This window comes from Pseudoalteromonas sp. Of7M-16, assembly GCF_022347805.1.
Classification (GTDB): Bacteria; Pseudomonadota; Gammaproteobacteria; order Enterobacterales; family Alteromonadaceae; genus Pseudoalteromonas; species Pseudoalteromonas luteoviolacea_F.
The window spans coordinates 50,381-67,282 of record NZ_JAKRFY010000027.1 but is presented as its reverse complement, the minus strand read 5'-3'; the positions used below and the strand labels follow the sequence as shown (position 1 = coordinate 67,282).

Sequence of the window (16,902 nt, the reverse complement as noted above, 5' to 3'; positions counted from 1 at the left end):
TTTCCCCTTTAACTTTCCTTAGTGCTGACGGTTGAATATCCGCCCGATTGTTTCTTAATTCGAATTTGTGTAGCAACACGCTCAGTCATTTGTGCAACATGGGATATCACACCCACTTTTCGTCCTTGAGATTGCAACGCATCTAATGCATCCAAAGCGACGCTGAGAGTTTCCGGATCAAGCGTGCCAAACCCTTCATCGATAAACAAAGAGTTAATTTGCACTTGATTAGAGGACAGCGAAGCTAGGCCCAGTGCCAAAGCCAAAGACACCAAAAATGATTCACCACCTGACAATGTGTTCACACTGCGTTGCTCATCAGCCATATCTCGGTCAATAATCGCTATTTCAAGTGATTGACCAATTACGGTGAGGCGATAGCGACGTGATAGGCTAGATAAATGGTGATTTGCATAATGTAATAGTATTTTCAGAGTTTGGGTTTGCGCTAAGTTACGCATTGTCTTACCTGTTGCATCACCGAGCAAGCGGTTAAGTAAATGCCAGTGCTCATACTCATTCTGCATTTGATTTAAAGTACTTTGTTGCGCCTGCAATTTATCGATGTTGTCTTGGTGTGTTTGTAAAGCAACAGAAACAGTCACAATATGGGATTGCAACTCAGATTGCTGACCATTTAGTTTCTCTACGGCGGCGGTCAAATCAACTTCTGCTAGATTAGGTTGTGCTTGCTCAGCATGCTCACTCAAGTTTTGTTTTACGTGATCTAATTGGGAACGAGTGCCATTTCGTTGTTGTTCTAATTGCTGAGATTGCTTTAGTAACGCTTGCCATTGTGATGACTGCCACCCAAGCAACTCATCAACCAATGCAATATCCAATAACGGATATTGATTTTGCGTCTCTTTAAGCCACTCATCAAAGCGGGCCTGATTTTTTTCAAGTTCGACTTGATACTCTTCGCACTGTTGCTGTAAGTGCTTTACACGCAGTGCCTGCTCATCATGTCGCTTGCTCATCGCACTTAACTTGTCTTTTTGTGCCTGAACTTGTTGCTGTGCCTGTGTAATACCATCTTGTAATTGCTGACGCCACTGTTCCGATGTCACTTCCAGAGTCAATAATTGACTTCTACTACTTCGCGCAGCTTCAGCCTGTTGTTGATGTTTGGTGATCTCGGTATTTAAGCCTTGCAATTGAGTTGTTACTTTGTCCAGTAACGTTTGCGTTGTGGTCAGTTGTGGCACGCATTGTTCTATTGACTTAACAATTTGCGCGGCCTTATCTTGTAGTTCAATAAACGCACAGACTTGTTCAGACAGAACTCTGATTGCTTCAGCAGGTGCCTCTTTAAACTGAGCCAACCAATCAGTATGGTCATATACCTGCGCAACACGTTCGGCTAATTGCGAACTCAAATCAATCAGTTCGGCCTCTCGCTGCTTTAATGTCGAGTGTGATTGCTCAAACGCCTGGAGTTGTTGTTGATGTTGCGTTAAGGCTTCGCGCTGAGTTTGCAACTGCTGTGAACTGCTCTGCAACACTTGCCATTTTTGTTGCTGTACTTTGCTTAGCTCGCTATATAAAGACAGGTTTTGGTCTATGTCCTGCAGTTGCTCTGCATGGCTACTAAAATCTCTCAGCGACTCAGGAAGTTCGCTTAACAAAGTTTGATTAACTTGCTGCTTTTGCGCTAATTGCGCCTTTTGTTGCAGCGCAGCTTGAAGCTGACCATTAACTTGCTCTAGCTGAGAAACAACATCATGGTAACGAGCTTGTGTTTGCTGCCGGGCTTGCTCTGCTGCTTGAAACTGTCCTTCAAAGTCACGGATCAATTGCTGCCAGTGACTATCAATATGATCGACTCGGTAGGGATGCTCCGTGGCACCGCAGACCATACACTCTTTTCCGTGCTCCAGCTGACTCCGCAGCGCACTGATATTATCACTGGCACGTAACTTCACTTGATGTAAATTGTCTTGAGTTAACATCAGCTGTTGCCGAGTAAGTTCATCTTGGTGCTCAGCATCTTTGCGCTGCGCATCTGCACTGTGTTGTTGATGGCGCAACCCATCAATCTGAGCCTGCAATTGGAGTGAGTCATTGTTGAGCTCCGTTTGCTGTGCAAATGCTTGCTGAGCCTTAATCAGTTGAGATTTATGGAATTGTAACTTTTCATAATCTAACTCATTCAGACGATGTTGCAATTGGTTGACTTCAGCCTGCATTCCCTCAACTTGATTTTCTAGCTCAGCACATTGAGGTTGTGATTGCTTAACCGCTTGGTTTGCATCTCGGCACTTGGCTTCAAGTGTGCACTTCTCATTTTTTATCGCTTTTAAATCATTGTGAGCGCGAAGCGCCTGCTGTAAAACTTCGTGAGTTTCAGGCCAAGATGCTGCCAATGAAGCCATTTTTGGAGACTGCGTAATTGAACGCTCAACCAAGGATTGTTCACTTTCAAGCGCCATCAATTGTGTTCGCAGCCCGTTCAACTCATTTACATATTGATGCTCTAACGCACCTTGTTGCGTAACTTGTGTGCGAAACTGTGCTGCGAGTTTAATATGCTCATTATAGGTTTGATCATATTCAGCCACCTTGGCGATATCTGGCAGGTGCTTCTGCCACAGCGCTTGTGCCTGCGAAAGCTTGTCAGTACACACATCAAGCAGTGCATTCTGCGCATTAATTTCGCTTTGTGTATCCACCGCTGTCAAAGATGCGATGTCGGCCTGCATGCGTTGAATGCTCGTTGTCAATTGCACCGCTTGAGCACGGTTATCAGAAACCTGTTGGGTTAACTGTGCCAAGTGCGCCCGCTGAAACGATTCACTGTGCTGAGAAAGCGTGGTTTCTTGTTCAAGCAGTGTGTTATTTAACAGGCTTAATTGCTGTTCTAGTTTTGCCTTGGTCACATACCAAGCTAAATGCTGTTCAAGGCTTTTTGCCTCTTGCTGTAGCTGACTTTGTTTTTCTTTGAACTCGCTTAGCTGTAATTGCTTTTGCTGAAGCTCATCGTCACTGAGTAATTCAATATCACCTAACTTTTGCTTAAACAAAGACAGCGCTTCAGACTTTTGTTTGTGAAATTCAAAAATAGTTTTTCCCACTCGACTAAACTGCTCAGTCGCGGTGAGACACTCTAACAATTGTGCTCGTTCATCGGCGCTGGCCTTTAAAAATGCTGCAAAATCATGCTGCGCCAACAGCACCGCGCGTGTAAACTGCTCAAAACTCAAGCCAATTAATTGCAACAACTTTTGCTTGGCGGCAGATTTTTGTGCTAATACTTGATCGCCCGTTGCATCTAACAAAATCAACTCGGCTTCTTTTATTCGGCCATCGACTTTATTGCGTGCCCGAGCGACTTGCCAACGCGCTATATATTGCTCTGCATCTTGACCGACAAAACCCACTTGAGCAAACCCCGACACGGTTCCTCGGCGTAATAAGTGTCTTGGATCGCTGAGTTTTATTTCGTCCCCGTTAAATGACACTTTATTCTTGGAATCAGACTTTAAGCGCGCAGTTTTACCGTAAAATGCCAAGCAAATAGCATCCAACAAGGTACTTTTCCCGGCACCAGTCTCTCCGGTAATGGCAAATAGCCCGGTGTCTTTAAGTGGTGGCGCTGTAAAATCAATAGAAGCTTCAGGTAATGAAGCAAGGTTTTTTACCTGTATTGTCAGTATTTTCATGATCCCTCTTGCTCACTGATTGCCACTAACACCGTTTCTAAACATGTTTTTAACTCGACAGGGAGCGGTGCTTCCCCATCGATCTGTTCTTTATAAGCCAGCTCTAATAAGGTCAATGGTGCAAGCTCATTCACCTTACTTAAATCTTCAAATAATAGCTCTGTGTCACCTTCCGCTGAATTTGAAACGCGTTCAATGCCACAAAAGTGTACGCGTTTATCCGCAAGAGCCTGCTCAATCTTGAAACGAAACTGGCTGTCCGTTTCATTCGCGTTTAAACGCAATCGCAAATATGGCCTTGGTATTTCACTATCTTGCGGCAACTCTAAGCTATGGAGCGCATCGCACAGCTCATCTAGCGTTGCCCCTCCTTTTTCAGGTAATAGGATCACTTGTTTATGCCTTGGCACATACTGAGAAGTAATGCTGCTTATTTGTTTGCCACTAAACTCAATCAAAACGACTTGGTGTTTGTAATGTCGCTCCGCAAAAGACATGGGGAAAGGGGTACCGCTATAGCGAATTGCCTCATCATTGGCGACTTTTTGAGCTTTGTGCAAGTGACCCAATGCAACATAATCAGGCGTCTCGCCAAATACATCCGCGTGAATAGAGTCAAATCCACCTATGGTTATGTTACGCTCAGAATCAGAGGAAATATCGCCACCTTTGGCATGTAAGTGCCCCATTGCAATCACAGGTATGGTTACATCATCAAGCTGTGCATAGGCTGAGTCGTAGGCTTGTTTTACAGCACGTGCATAACCATTGTCTTCACTGTCAGTCTGTGCCATATCAGCACTGCGTAGAAATGGCATGGCAACTATATTGACTAAGCCATCGCGTGTTTCAACTAACTTAACTACATCCTGCGGTTGATCCTTGTCAAATCGACCAACCACATGGGTATCAAATTGCTGTAACAAAGGTTTGGCAGTCTCAATACGATTTGCGGAGTCGTGATTGCCGGCAATGATCACAATATGCAGATGAGGTAAGCACAATTTGGCTTGTTTAATAAACGCATACAACTGCTGCTCGGCAGATGCTGGGGGGGTTGCTGTATGATAAATATCACCGCTGACTATCAATAGATCAGCGTCGACTTGCACTAGCTCTTGAACAAGCCAGTCTAAAAAAGCCTGATGTTCTTCATATCTATTATGTTCGAAAAATTGTTGACCGAGGTGCCAGTCTGATGTGTGTACAACCTTCATACAGCGTTCCTTTCCTAATTAGGAACGCTAATATAACATTGCTTGGGGCTAATTATTAATAGCTCAATCGCCACCAAGCAAAAATTAATAGTGGCAACGCCAATAATAGTAACATTGGTGCTCTATAAAGCTTGCTTTGTTTTGCTTCTAATCGTTTTATGGCTGCTCGCTCATTACACGCAGCCACCTTGTCTACATAACAATAGCCGTTTTCAATATACGCTTTACAATTTTGTTCGTCAGCAGGTATCGCTACTAACTTCTCTTGTTTTTTTAGTATGTAAAAGTCCATACCGCTCACCACATTTTTTCTATAAACGGGTATTAATCAATGAGCAAAACTAACGCCAGTTTTACCCAAAATAAGGAAGAGCGCGATTTTAATGATAAATAATGCCAAATATCAACAGTAAATCTGTGGTTTTTAAATTTTTTTTCAAAATAGAGACAATAAATATGAAAAATGAACACTTGGCATACAATAAAAATTGTCATTTTCTCATCACTCTCAACTACTCATCTAGCCTAATAGAAAGAGCTGAACAATTTCTGAACCTAAGGTCCACCCATACAATTTATTACATTTATCACTAAATATGATGAAGATTATGAAGTTAACCCAACTCAAAGTAAAAATGTGATATTATCTCAACACATTAAAGAGGTCAAAAAGTCGACAAACCACTTGCTAGAATCGACAAAAAATCACAATAATCCTCTTAAACAATTGCAAAATAAAGTAGACTATATGTAAGTGAGTGAACACTATCACTTGCGAGTTAAGGAGTTAGATTTATGAGAACTTGGCTTTTTGCCGGGCTCAGCTTGATTTGGGCTATGCCAAGTCAAGCACACAAGTTAAAAGTTTCCCTAGCAACGGCAAAAGTATTGCCCGACAGTGGACACATAAAAATTGAGTATCGATTTCATTTGCATGATTTAGAGCATGCTGTTGTTCATTTGTTTAATGACTCAAAGAGCATCTATCAAGACAAAAAAATACAACAGCAATTCATTGATTATGTGTATACACAAACGTCGCTTAGGCGATTAAGTGGACAAGCGTTGGCCCTGTCCAAGCCCACATATGAAGTAGATAACAAATACTTGTGGGTGTATCAGGATGCACAATACACCAAAAGTATCCCATTGAAAGGCTTACAAATGCGCCACGGCGTTCTAAGAGATATTTGGCCGCAGCAAATAAACTTAGTTAACTTTAGAGGTATGGGGGCCGTAAAGACGATGTATTTTGATAAAAACGACAATTGGTTAACCGTGCAATTTGAGAGTAAAAAAGATAATAAAAAATAAAACTGATTAAATGCAATGAGCTATGCCATGCACTTAAGTACCTAAAAGCACATCAACTTCAATTTCAGTGCCAGTCAATACAATACGTTTCTTACCTAAATATTAGAACGTTCTTAATAAATCACAATTTAGCAATAATATGCCTCAATTCAAGGCAATTCTGCAGGATGTTCTCACTTGTCAAAAAGGATGAAGATGTGGCTGCTTGGCTCAATTACTCATAGACAATTTACCACATCAAACATTTACTCTCTCAACTCAATTGATGCCCACTCACTGACATACTTGCTCGTCACGTGCGGCAAACTGGGAATCACAACGTAAAAACGCTTCGCCTTGTTGGTCAAAAAAGCGTCCATACCAACCAGAGTACCGGTCCAGTTCAAGCTCTAAAAAGCCAAATTTAGCCTGCTCATTTCCGTTTGCTTCAAGCCCATCAACGACAGCTTCAAAGCTCGTATAAGGCAATTCCTCACTCAGGCTCACACCACTGTTTCCAACCACAATTTGCGGTGGACGTTTATATTGTTTGTCAAAGCTCAAAGATTGATAGATATGCATATGACCAGACAGCGCAAGCGCAACTTGCTCTGGTAAACGCCCCAATGGCGTATCAGCTAACGCTCGCTGCAACATAATATTCAACGTATTGTCCGTTGCAACATTGTTTACGCCCCAAAGCGGCCTATGCGTCACTGTCCAAATAGGTTTATTTGGATATTTGCTGGCAAATTTTTGCAGAGATTCATATTGGCTTTGATACTGAGCTGTAAGCGCATTTGAAAACCTGTCGTCACAAGCATTCGCCGAATCCTGAACCCAAATATTGTGTTTATCAAGTTTAAGCATGTAGGGGTCTATCATAGTTATCGCCGATATTGCGGAGTTTAGAGGTTGAGAAAAGCTCCCTTGTGCAGGACAAGCGCGTTGTGCAATGCCTTCTTTCAATTCTGAACCAGGACCGAAAAAGTAGAACCAGCCTAAACCAGCACGACTACAAAGTTCATGGTTTCCTCTAGCGAACACCCAAGGCGCTTTAGTCAAAATAGCCTCAGCTGCGCTAAAAAAGTCTGCACGCCAAGCACGCCAAGTATCCGGTTTCGGGCTTCCCTGAGCATTTTGGCTATAGTAGGTTTCTTCTAAGCCGCAGGTTTTCCCACCATATCCGCCATCTCCAGCATCGTAGGCATAGACGCCTTTACTGATGCTGCCACTAGTACCTCGATAGTTGTAATCCCCCATATGCAAAATGAGATCAACGTCACGTTTTGCACCTTCAGTTATCAAAGTTTTAAACGGCTCTGCGGGTCCATTACCATTGCACACATGTGCTTTACACCCCGAATCTCCATACACTTGAATATGCTTGGGGTTTAAGGTTATTGCATCAAACTTCAGCTCTGTGCCCCCCACCTGGTAGGCAATGTCCGCCTTCGCGGTAGCTTCGCACACAGTGACAGGAAAATTATCACCTGGATGCAATCCACGAATGCGCATTTGACTTCGCTCACCACTTTCACTTTCCAAAACTGGACAAACCTGATGTTTCGTGTGAATACCCGGAATGATGGCCCTAATATAAATCAGGGTGTCACCTTGGCTACTCGGCGCAAGCATTGAGTACGCCGTGATCACTTCCGCTTTTTTAAGGGGCTTTGGACTACTACAGCTGGCCAGTATCAACAGCCCACATAATATACTTACGACTCGCATGTTCGTTTTCCTTCTAATTTGCGTCACTAATTCCTTGTTTAGTGTAGTAAAAGCTCTGTAAATGGGTATTACAGATGTTTACCTACACAGGCTATGTGCTACTTTGCTGCTGCAATATCTCGCCACTTAATGCCAAACTTTGCCAAGTACTTTTGCAATCGACTGGAATCATTCGCCGTAGATTTTTGAGTTCTGCTCACATCAAATAACACACGTCCTGCCGCTGCCATACTCGGGCTTTGCAAACAAACGGTGACTACATATTCTAACTGCTGACGGTCAAACGCATCTAAACTGGCAATTTGTCCATCGTTCATAATATGTATTAAGCAAGATCCATGCAGAGTAGCATTGGTCAATTGCCAATCTCTTTGTAATCGACTGATTTCTTCATCCACATCATCTTTACTGATCCTTGAACCGTCAGCGAGTGTTGCAAGACGGATCATCGATGATCCTAGATCTCTAAAATTACCTTGCCATGTTGCGCGCTCACTGTGGGCAAAGTTTAAATACGCCATACGCGCTTCTTTGTTAAATCTAACTCGACGCCCTTGCTCTTGACTATATTTGTCTAGCTCAAAGTCAATATTGGCATCAATATCTTCACGACGGTCTTTCAATGCTGGTAGCTGGTATGTCCATAAATTTATCCTTGCCAATAAATCTTCTCGAAAAGAACCGCTTTCTACATTTGCTTTTAAATCCCGGTTAGTGCCCGCTATTAACTGAAATTGACTACTCACTTCTCTATCGCTACCAACAGGATGAAATTGCTTATTTTCAATTGCCCGCAATAGCATAGCTTGCTCTTCCAGCCCTAGCTCACCAACCTCGTCAAGAAAGAGTAGGCCATTATCTGCTGCCATTAAAAAACCTTCTCGTGCTTGCTGAGCGCCAGTAAATGCCCCCTTGGTATGACCAAATAAAGCTGCCATGGCGTTCTCACCCTTAAGCGTCGCACAATTCACCACGACCAAATCCCCCTGCAATGTATTGCGCTGCTTTTTTAGTTGGTAAATTCTTGCTGCCAATTGGCTTTTCCCGGCACCTGTGGGACCGGTCAATAAAATAGGAGCACTAGAACGAATAGCCACTTTTTCAATTTGGGTAATAAGGCGATTAAAGGCAGGGTTTTTTGTCTCTATTCCCCCTTTGAGAAAGCTTTCCCCTTGCTGATGTTCAATATCAAAACGCTGAGCCAATTGATCATACTTCGACAAGTCCAAATCAATTGTATGAACCTGGCCAACTGATTTATTGTCACTATTAGGATCAGGGGACGTTTGTACTAATCGTCCGGGAAAATGGCGGCTTTCAGTCAATAAATAGCTGCATATTTGAGCAACATGTGTACCGGTAGTAATGTGAAACAAATACTCTCGATTATCTAGATCAAATTCGATGGTCTGGCAAAAGTCATAGAGCTTGGCATATACCTCCCCAAAATCCCAAGGATCTTCAAAGTTAGCTTCAACCAGTTGTACCGATGTTTCAGGCGATACGGTCTCAATATCAACAGCAACATTGTTGGCGAGTCGAAAGCTCCGCTCACCATGTAATAGATACAGCTTATTGATAATGAGATCTTCTTGACTAACCAACGAGATATTGGGCCGCCAGCGCTGCCACCTATCCACCCGCTTACCGACGAAATCTAACTGGGTTCCAAGCAAACTTACCGCTACTACTTCCTTCAACATTTATATCCAAATAGATAAATTAATATCTAAATAGAAACATTAAAACAAAATAAGCGCAAGACTCCTTCAAGTTAAAAATTTAAAAAACAAAAATTTAAACGTTCAAAATCATATACTTAAAACAAAATAAGCACGTTTTTAATATGCTTGGCACACCATTTGATATATCTAGGCTGTAGCTTGATAACGTGTTTCTAAATAACACCACGGTACGACTTACGCTGTAAGCACGTATTCCGATATTAACTACTCAATATGGAAAGCACTTAGGTGCGGGGTTCGACTCCCCATTTTTGATAGATAGCTCAATGGTAGAGCCGCGAACATAGCTTTCGTTTGTTGCGGGTTCGAGTCCCGCTCTAATCACCATAAATAAAATACAAATCATCTTTGATTGATACGAATTTACTGGGCTGTAAAGCTCAAAACTTTGCACGTAGCCGCCGCTAACACTCAGGCAAAACTCGCAAGGTAACTCCCGTCGTTGGCAAGCAGGATGCTCCCCAAAGACGCAGTTATCAAGCCAATTAGGTCATAGCTAGCAGGCCGCTACAATGCAGTATAAGGATTAAAAACATGAAATTTATAAAACAACAAATTGTCGCTGAGGCGAAACGCGTACTGGTATACAAGAACAAACTTTTTGACCGCGTACTTACACCCGGTACGCACCGTTTTTGGGACTTTAACAACGAGCTAGAGTTTGTTACTTTCAATATCGACACACTTTACTTTACAGCACCTGATGCTGTGCGTTTGTACCACACACACCCAGCACTGCAATCACACATAAGTCACTTTAAACTCACAGAACAAGAAGTTGGCCTGCTGTATTTAAATGACACCCTAAAAGGGGTCGTTGCACCTGGCGAAGATTTATATTTTTGGAAAGATGCGGGAGATATTCGGTTAGAGAAAATTGATCTCACTACGCAATTTTACGTCGAAGACAGGACATTAAAACTCATTGAAAAAGCAGGGCTGAACCTCGCCTCTAAACTTATTAAAAGCGCTAAAAACAGCGCCTGTAAGCCTATTTACGAGATGACTGTAAAACGCGACCACGTCGGTTTTTTGTTTGCTGATAATCAACTTGTGAAAGAACTGCCAGCTGGCCACTATGGTGTATGGCAATTTAATCGCGACTATGAATTTAAAACCTTTGACTGTCGCACAATAACAGCGCGTGACGGGGCGGATATATATGATAAAAATAAAGCAATTCAGAGTATGTCACATCAAGTTATTGGGCCACAGGAAGTAGGGCTGCTGTATGTAAATCAGGTTTTAAAAGGCATCGTCCCTCCTGGTGAACACCTGTATTTATGGAAAGACGCTGGTGATATCCATTTGGAAAGAGTGGATATAAGCGAAAACATGTATGTCGATGCAGCTACATTGGCAAACATAAATAGATTAGGTCTCAATTGCGCTGCAAAACTCTTTAAGAGCGAGACAGCAGTGAGCTGTAACCCTATTGTCGATGTGTCAATTGAAAGTGAGCATATCGGGTTGTTATATGTAGACAATGTACTAGTCAGAAAGCTGCCACCGGGCCACTATGGTATGTGGCGATTTAATCGAGACATTGATCTAAAAGTATTCGACTGTCGTGCTCAAATGCTTGAAGTATCTGGTCAGGAGATCTTAAGCAAAGACAGGGTGAGTCTACGAATAAATCTCACTGCGAGTGTGCAAGTCACAGATGCGGTTATCGCTTCACAAAGTACTGAGGACATTATGTCGTTCACCTACAACATATTACAGTTGGCATTGAGAGAAGCGGTAGGTACGCAAAACCTAGATGACTTGTTACTCGACAAATTATACATAAACGAAACCCTAAGAGACATTGTTGGAACTCAGCTACAGGCCTTAGGCGTCAAGCTAATTAATGTGGGCATGAAGGACATCATCTTACCCGGTGAGATGAAATCGATATTAAACCAAGTAGTAGAAGCACAAAAAGCGGCCGAAGCCAATGTTATTAAACGACGCGAAGAAACTGCAGCGACCCGAAGTTTACACAACACAGCAAAAGTGATGGAGAACAACCCCACACTAATGCGCCTAAAAGAGCTCGAAGCATTAGAGAAGATCGCAGACAAAATAGATAGTCTAACTGTCTATGGTGGGCTGGACGGACTGATGAATAACGCTGTGAAACTAAGCCACCAATAAGGGAAAAACAATGTGTAAAGAACAATACGAAGTAATACAGAACGACAATAGTTACCCGATTAAAGCGTGGACAAAAGGCGTGCCATTTGAACCAGCAGCACAACAACAACTAGAAAATATTGCAGCTATGGACATTGTACATAGTCATATTGCCGTTATGCCTGACGTCCACTTAGGAAAAGGAGCAACCATAGGCTGTGTTATCCCCTCAGTTGATGCAGTGATCCCCGCAGCTGTCGGTGTTGATATCGGTTGCGGTATGGTCGCAACGAGAACAACCTTAAAAGCCAGCGACCTACCCGACAACCTCAAGTCGATACGTAGCGCGTTTGAAGCCGCAGTGCCTCATGGTCGCACAGCCAATCGCGGTAAGCGAGACAAAGGTGCATGGGGAAATATTCCCAAACTGGTGGCGAAAGAATGGCAAACGTTGGAAACACGATTCGACAGAATTTGTGATAAGCATCCAGCAATTGCTAAAAGCAACCATGTTAACCACTTGGGCACCATGGGCACAGGTAATCACTTTTTAGAGCTCTGTATAGATGAGCATCAATATGTTTGGGTCATGCTACATTCCGGCAGCCGTGGCGTTGGCAATCGTATTGGCACCTACTTTATTGAACTCGCAAAAAAAGAAATGCAACGTCATCAACAACATTTGCCAGATTTGGATCTTGCTTACTTAAAAGAGGGGAGTGCCTATTTTGATGATTACGTTGAAGCCGTAGAATGGGCCCAAGATTTCGCAGCCAAAAACCGCGAGATAATGATGTTTAACGCTCTAAAAGCATTACGCGAAGAACTGCCAATCCCATTTGAGACCATAGATGTTGCAGTTAACTGCCACCACAATTACATTTCCCGCGAGGAGCATTTTGGAAAACAATGTTATGTCACCCGTAAAGGGGCTTTACGCGCAAAAAGAGGTGAAATGGGGATCATCCCTGGCAATATGGGTGCACGCTCTTACATAGTTAGGGGGCTTGGTAATCCAGATAGCTTCAATAGTTGCAGCCATGGAGCAGGGCGTGTTATGTCACGTACCAAGGCTAAAAAGACCTATAACATCGCGGATCACGTAGCGGCAACAAAAGGCGTAGAATGCCGCAAAGACCAAGCGGTCATCGACGAGATCCCTCACGCTTATAAAGATATAGACAAAGTAATGGCTGCACAACAAGATTTGGTAGAGGTCGTGTGCACATTAAAACAAGTAGTATGTGTAAAAGGTTAATAATGACTCATAAAAAAACAATAATCATAGACGGTTCAAAAGGCGAAGGTGGCGGACAAGTTTTAAGAACGGCACTGAGCTTATCTATGCTACACAATCAGCCCATCGAAATTCGTAACATTCGTGCTGGTCGTAAAAAGCCAGGACTGATGCGACAGCATTTGACCTGTGTACTTGCTGCAAAACAGATCAGCAGTGCGGCTGTGGAAGGCGCAGAACTAAATTCGCAATGTATTAAATTTACACCAAATGCAGTCGAACCGGGCGAGTACGAATTCAAAATTGGCACAGCGGGCAGTACCGTGCTGGTATGCCAAACCATATTACTCCCCTTAGTACTGGCAGGAAAGGCATCAAGCGTAAAACTGCATGGCGGTACACACAATGGCATGTCTCCTTCTTTGACCTTTTTTGAGCAGTCATTTTTACCAGCATTGCAAACTATGGGCGTAGCTTGCCAAGTAAAGACCACCAAGTTGGGATTTTTCCCAGCTGGTGGCGGCTGTTGGCAAATAGATATCAACCCTACAGATACATTGTCCCCCTGTTTGTTTGAGCAATCCGGTGCAGAATTAGAACAGCAGCAAAGTCACTGTAAAGCGATGTCCATTGTTGCCGGGGTAAAAAACTCTGTCGCAAAAAGAGAGATCGAAGAAGCGAAAAAGCGACTGGGTTGGAATGCGCCCTTTACAGAGATATTAAATTGCGCGGCACACGGGCAAGGCAATAGCTTTCACTTAAGTGTTGGCCACCAAAATCAAGTAGCCATGTTCGAACAAATGGGTGAACTTGGCCTAAGTGCAGAAAAAGTAGCAGGGAGAACCGTCACTGCCTTAAAAGCTTATTTGAACTCAGGCGCCGCAATTGAAGAGCACTTGGCAGATCAATTACTTCTGCCCATGGTACTGGCTGGAAAAGGCAGCTTTACCACTACGCAGCTAAGTAGCCACACCACAACCAATATTGATGTGATCAGCCAAATAACGGGAACCTGTATCAAAACACAACAACTTAACGACAAGCTTTGGAAAGTTTATTTGGATTAGCTATGAACGTACCAGTAAATAGTATCGCACCCGAGATACGCCATGACATAATGACACGCATCAAAAACACCGAACAAGAGCATAACGTAAAGGTCCTTTACGCTATTGAGTCTGGTAGCCGTGCTTGGGGGTTTGCGTCTTCAAATAGTGACTATGATGTACGCTTTATCTATGCCCATCCCAAAGATTGGTATTTGTCAGTGATGCTAGAAGACCAAAGAGATGTGATTGAATACCCCATTGTCGATGATATCGATATCAATGGCTGGGATTTAAGAAAAGCACTAAAACTACTGCGCGTCTCCAACCCAGCGATTGGTGAATGGCTTCAATCACCCATTGTTTATATCAACCATAACCACTTTCAAACACAGGTGATGGCACTTTTTAAACAATACTATAAAGCAGAGCGGGGGTTGTACCATTATTTCAATATGGCTAAAAACAACTATCGAGGTTATTTGAAAAATGAATATGTTCCGCGTAAAAAGTATCTCTATGTAATGCGTGCACTATGTGCAGCAAGGTGGATAGAACGCTTTAAAAGCCCACCCCCCATTGAGTTTGAAGCCTTGGTGGCAGCTGTTATTGATGACAGTGTCTTGTTCGACGAGATCCAGAAACTGGTAGTAGAAAAACTGCACGCGACAGAAAAAGCACTAGGGCCGCAAATTCCGACACTTAATCGGTTTATTGAAGCTGAACTCAATCATTTTAACTATCAATTCAATAAGTCTGATGTGGACCAAAACACAGCAGCACTGGATAAGGCCTTTTTGCAAATGTTAGACAGTATATAATTGATTAAACTGCACGTTGGGTAAGTAATACGCTACCCAACACTCTGCACTGTATTTCCACTTTCAACCGCAATTCGCCAATAGGAGGTCACATCTTCTACTTGGTGTAGCCCATTGAAATATAATAAAATTCATTAAATTAAGTTCAGCACGCATTAAACCTACCGACACGATACATTTGCATTTAAAATAGGGACTCACGGAAGAGCTTCACCCCTATTTATTAAAATAAACACAACAAAATGAGTGGCAGAAATGAAAAAAATAGCACTATTTGCCTTTTTAGCACTATCGTTTAATGCAAGTGCAGCTTGGTCAGGACTCAAAGAGATCCACACAATTAAAGCACAAAGTAATGGTGTTTATGTTCAGCTAAAAAGCTTCACAAACACAGATAATAGTGTCCAGTGCACATACAACAATGGCTTTTTTTTAGAGTTCAAATCCGCTGATGAGTATCAAACACGCGTTTCAATGTTATTGGCGGCATACATGGCAGGTAAACCGGTTAATGTCAGCTATAACAGCTGCGCTCTTGGTTATCTAAGTTTAGGTAGTGAGGAAGCTGCAAGGAAGCTGCAAGGAAGCTGCAAGGAAGCTGCAAGGAAGCTGCAAGGAAGCTGCAAGGAAGCTGCAAGGAAGCTGCAAGGAAGCTGCACGCTACCTTACGTATTAAATAACGCCAAGCAATACCAACCTACCAACTAATCTTTTTATCCACGTCGAATAGTCTAAAAGTCACACCAGCAGACATTCCAGTCCAATAGTGCATAGGCTTTCAATTAATTGAGTAAAAGCAGTAAATTTATCGACTCGAAATACGACTAACATTAACCAACTCTATTTGATAGAAAGAAAAGATACCATGAGCGAAAGAAATACTTGGCCGGCCGATGCTGATGGCGACGTGTTGCGCATATTAGAAGACAGGGATTTTGACTTCGATAAAACTCACAATATTGAGTTTTACATTGAATTTAAAAACTGGCCTCTCACTGATAAACAACAGCAAGAAATCACTGAAAAATTACCGAGAGCAAGCTTTCTAGACTCAGATCAAGAATCAATTGCTGACGGTGACGCGCCCGGATATGTACTATTTACGACTAAAAATATCGTCACTCACGAATTTGTCGGCCAAGAGCAAACGAGGCTAAGCCGCCTCGTCGAACCTTTGGATGGTGTTTGTAATTCATGGGCTGTTTGTAGTCCTTGTAGCTGACAAAGAGGCTCCTAGTTGCACTGACTTATCATCGCATGTAAACATATCAGGATAGGTTGGTGCATTGTAATTCCTGTAGCTACTTTTTCTTACCCAAGTCAATAAATAACTAACTGTCTTTCCATGAATGCTTTCCCACTATTAAATTACCGGCGTTCTGACCTAAACATGGTGTACTACATTCTCCTGACGACACTTTATCTATAAAACTTGACCCCAAAAAGAGCCGGCTGTACAAAAAGTATCTAGGTTAACGTGGGTGTGAATTCCCCTGTATCTAGCTCCACGGTATTTACCTCTGCTCAAACATCGCCATTAAAGGAGTAAAATGACTACCTCTAACATTGTTTTAAAACAGCAAGCGCCGACGGTCGAAGAATTCGCAGCGATCAGGATATTGATTGGTTGGTCTAATCCGCAGTTGAGCACCCTAGCAAACAGTATGCAAGCGTCATTATTTTGGGTTTCTGCGTATCGTGACGACAAACTAATTGGCACGGGCCGCGTTATCGGTGATGGCTCCATGTACTTCTACATTCAAGACATCATTGTTCACCCCGAACATCAAAACATTGGGCTAGGGTCTCAAATCATGGGGCTAATCGGTGCTTATCTGGATGAAAACTGCCAATCTGGTGCAACGATTGGTTTGCTGGCAGCCCAAGGTAAGGAGACATTTTACGAAAAGTTTGGCTTTACCTCTCGTGATGGCACAAAACTCGGATTAGGTATGTGTAAGTTTGTATGACATGGACCTGTCAATTTCAGGAGACAATCACAAGTTGAGTGACGTAGCTGTACAATTTA

13 protein-coding genes and 1 tRNA gene are annotated in these 16,902 nt (G+C 42.8%); 9 read left to right on the top strand and 5 right to left on the bottom strand.

The annotated features are described in order from the left end of the window. Positions 1–8 precede the first annotated feature (8 nt). From MHN81_RS22185 to MHN81_RS22175, 3 genes are read right to left on the bottom strand one after another with little or no spacing between them, the layout of a single operon-like run. Complete coding sequence (locus tag MHN81_RS22185) at positions 9–3,662, bottom strand: AAA family ATPase (RefSeq protein ID WP_239426743.1); 3,654 nt, start codon at positions 3,660–3,662, stop codon at positions 9–11. Then, positions 3,659–4,879: an exonuclease subunit SbcD gene (sbcD, locus tag MHN81_RS22180; RefSeq protein ID WP_239426742.1), complete on the bottom strand. Its 1,221-nt coding sequence runs from the start codon at positions 4,877–4,879 to the stop codon at positions 3,659–3,661. Before sbcD ends, MHN81_RS22185 begins: the two co-directional genes overlap by 4 nt. Positions 4,880–4,934: 55 nt before the next feature. After that, positions 4,935–5,171 (bottom strand): hypothetical protein, encoded by a 237-nt coding sequence (locus MHN81_RS22175; protein WP_023400100.1) that lies wholly within the window; start codon positions 5,169–5,171, stop codon positions 4,935–4,937. A 503-nt stretch (positions 5,172–5,674) separates the two neighbouring features. Here MHN81_RS22175 and MHN81_RS22170 point away from each other — a divergent pair. Beyond that, positions 5,675–6,193, top strand: a complete 519-nt coding sequence (locus tag MHN81_RS22170; RefSeq protein ID WP_023400101.1) for a DUF6702 family protein — start codon at positions 5,675–5,677, stop codon at positions 6,191–6,193. Positions 6,194–6,466: 273 nt separating this feature from the next. On the opposite strand, the gene MHN81_RS22165 is transcribed toward MHN81_RS22170, so the two are convergent. After that, a complete protein-coding gene (locus MHN81_RS22165) occupies positions 6,467–7,906 on the bottom strand; it encodes a metallophosphoesterase (protein WP_023400102.1) in 1,440 nt (479 codons plus the stop codon). Between the two features lie 98 nt (positions 7,907–8,004). Then, positions 8,005–9,609, bottom strand: a complete 1,605-nt coding sequence (rtcR, locus tag MHN81_RS22160; RefSeq protein ID WP_023400103.1) for an RNA repair transcriptional activator RtcR — start codon at positions 9,607–9,609, stop codon at positions 8,005–8,007. A gap of 295 nt (positions 9,610–9,904) precedes the next feature. Here rtcR and MHN81_RS22155 point away from each other — a divergent pair. The 8 genes from MHN81_RS22155 (at position 9,905) to MHN81_RS22120 (ending at position 16,843) form a co-directional block, all read left to right on the top strand. Then, a tRNA-Leu gene (locus MHN81_RS22155) sits at positions 9,905–9,978 on the top strand. 207 nt (positions 9,979–10,185) lie between these two features. Beyond that, on the top strand, positions 10,186–11,790 hold the full coding sequence (locus tag MHN81_RS22150; RefSeq protein ID WP_239426741.1) for a slipin family protein: 1,605 nt from the start codon (positions 10,186–10,188) through the stop codon (positions 11,788–11,790). Between the two features lie 10 nt (positions 11,791–11,800). Next, entirely contained in the window at positions 11,801–13,027 is a 1,227-nt protein-coding gene (locus tag MHN81_RS22145) for an RtcB family protein (protein ID WP_239426740.1), read from the top strand. Positions 13,028–13,029: 2 nt separating this feature from the next. After that, entirely contained in the window at positions 13,030–14,073 is a 1,044-nt protein-coding gene (rtcA, locus tag MHN81_RS22140) for an RNA 3'-terminal phosphate cyclase (protein WP_023400106.1), read from the top strand. 2 nt (positions 14,074–14,075) lie between these two features. After that, the gene (locus MHN81_RS22135; RefSeq protein WP_023400107.1) at positions 14,076–14,873 is read left to right on the top strand and encodes a nucleotidyltransferase domain-containing protein; all 798 of its coding nucleotides are present in this window, start codon (positions 14,076–14,078) and stop codon (positions 14,871–14,873) included. Between the two features lie 255 nt (positions 14,874–15,128). Then, entirely contained in the window at positions 15,129–15,581 is a 453-nt protein-coding gene (locus MHN81_RS22130; RefSeq protein ID WP_239426739.1) for a hypothetical protein, read from the top strand. A gap of 157 nt (positions 15,582–15,738) precedes the next feature. Beyond that, positions 15,739–16,095 (top strand): ribonuclease E inhibitor RraB, encoded by a 357-nt coding sequence (locus MHN81_RS22125; RefSeq protein WP_023400109.1) that lies wholly within the window; start codon positions 15,739–15,741, stop codon positions 16,093–16,095. A gap of 328 nt (positions 16,096–16,423) precedes the next feature. Further along, entirely contained in the window at positions 16,424–16,843 is a 420-nt protein-coding gene (locus MHN81_RS22120; protein WP_239426738.1) for a GNAT family N-acetyltransferase, read from the top strand. Positions 16,844–16,902: the final 59 nt, after the last annotated feature.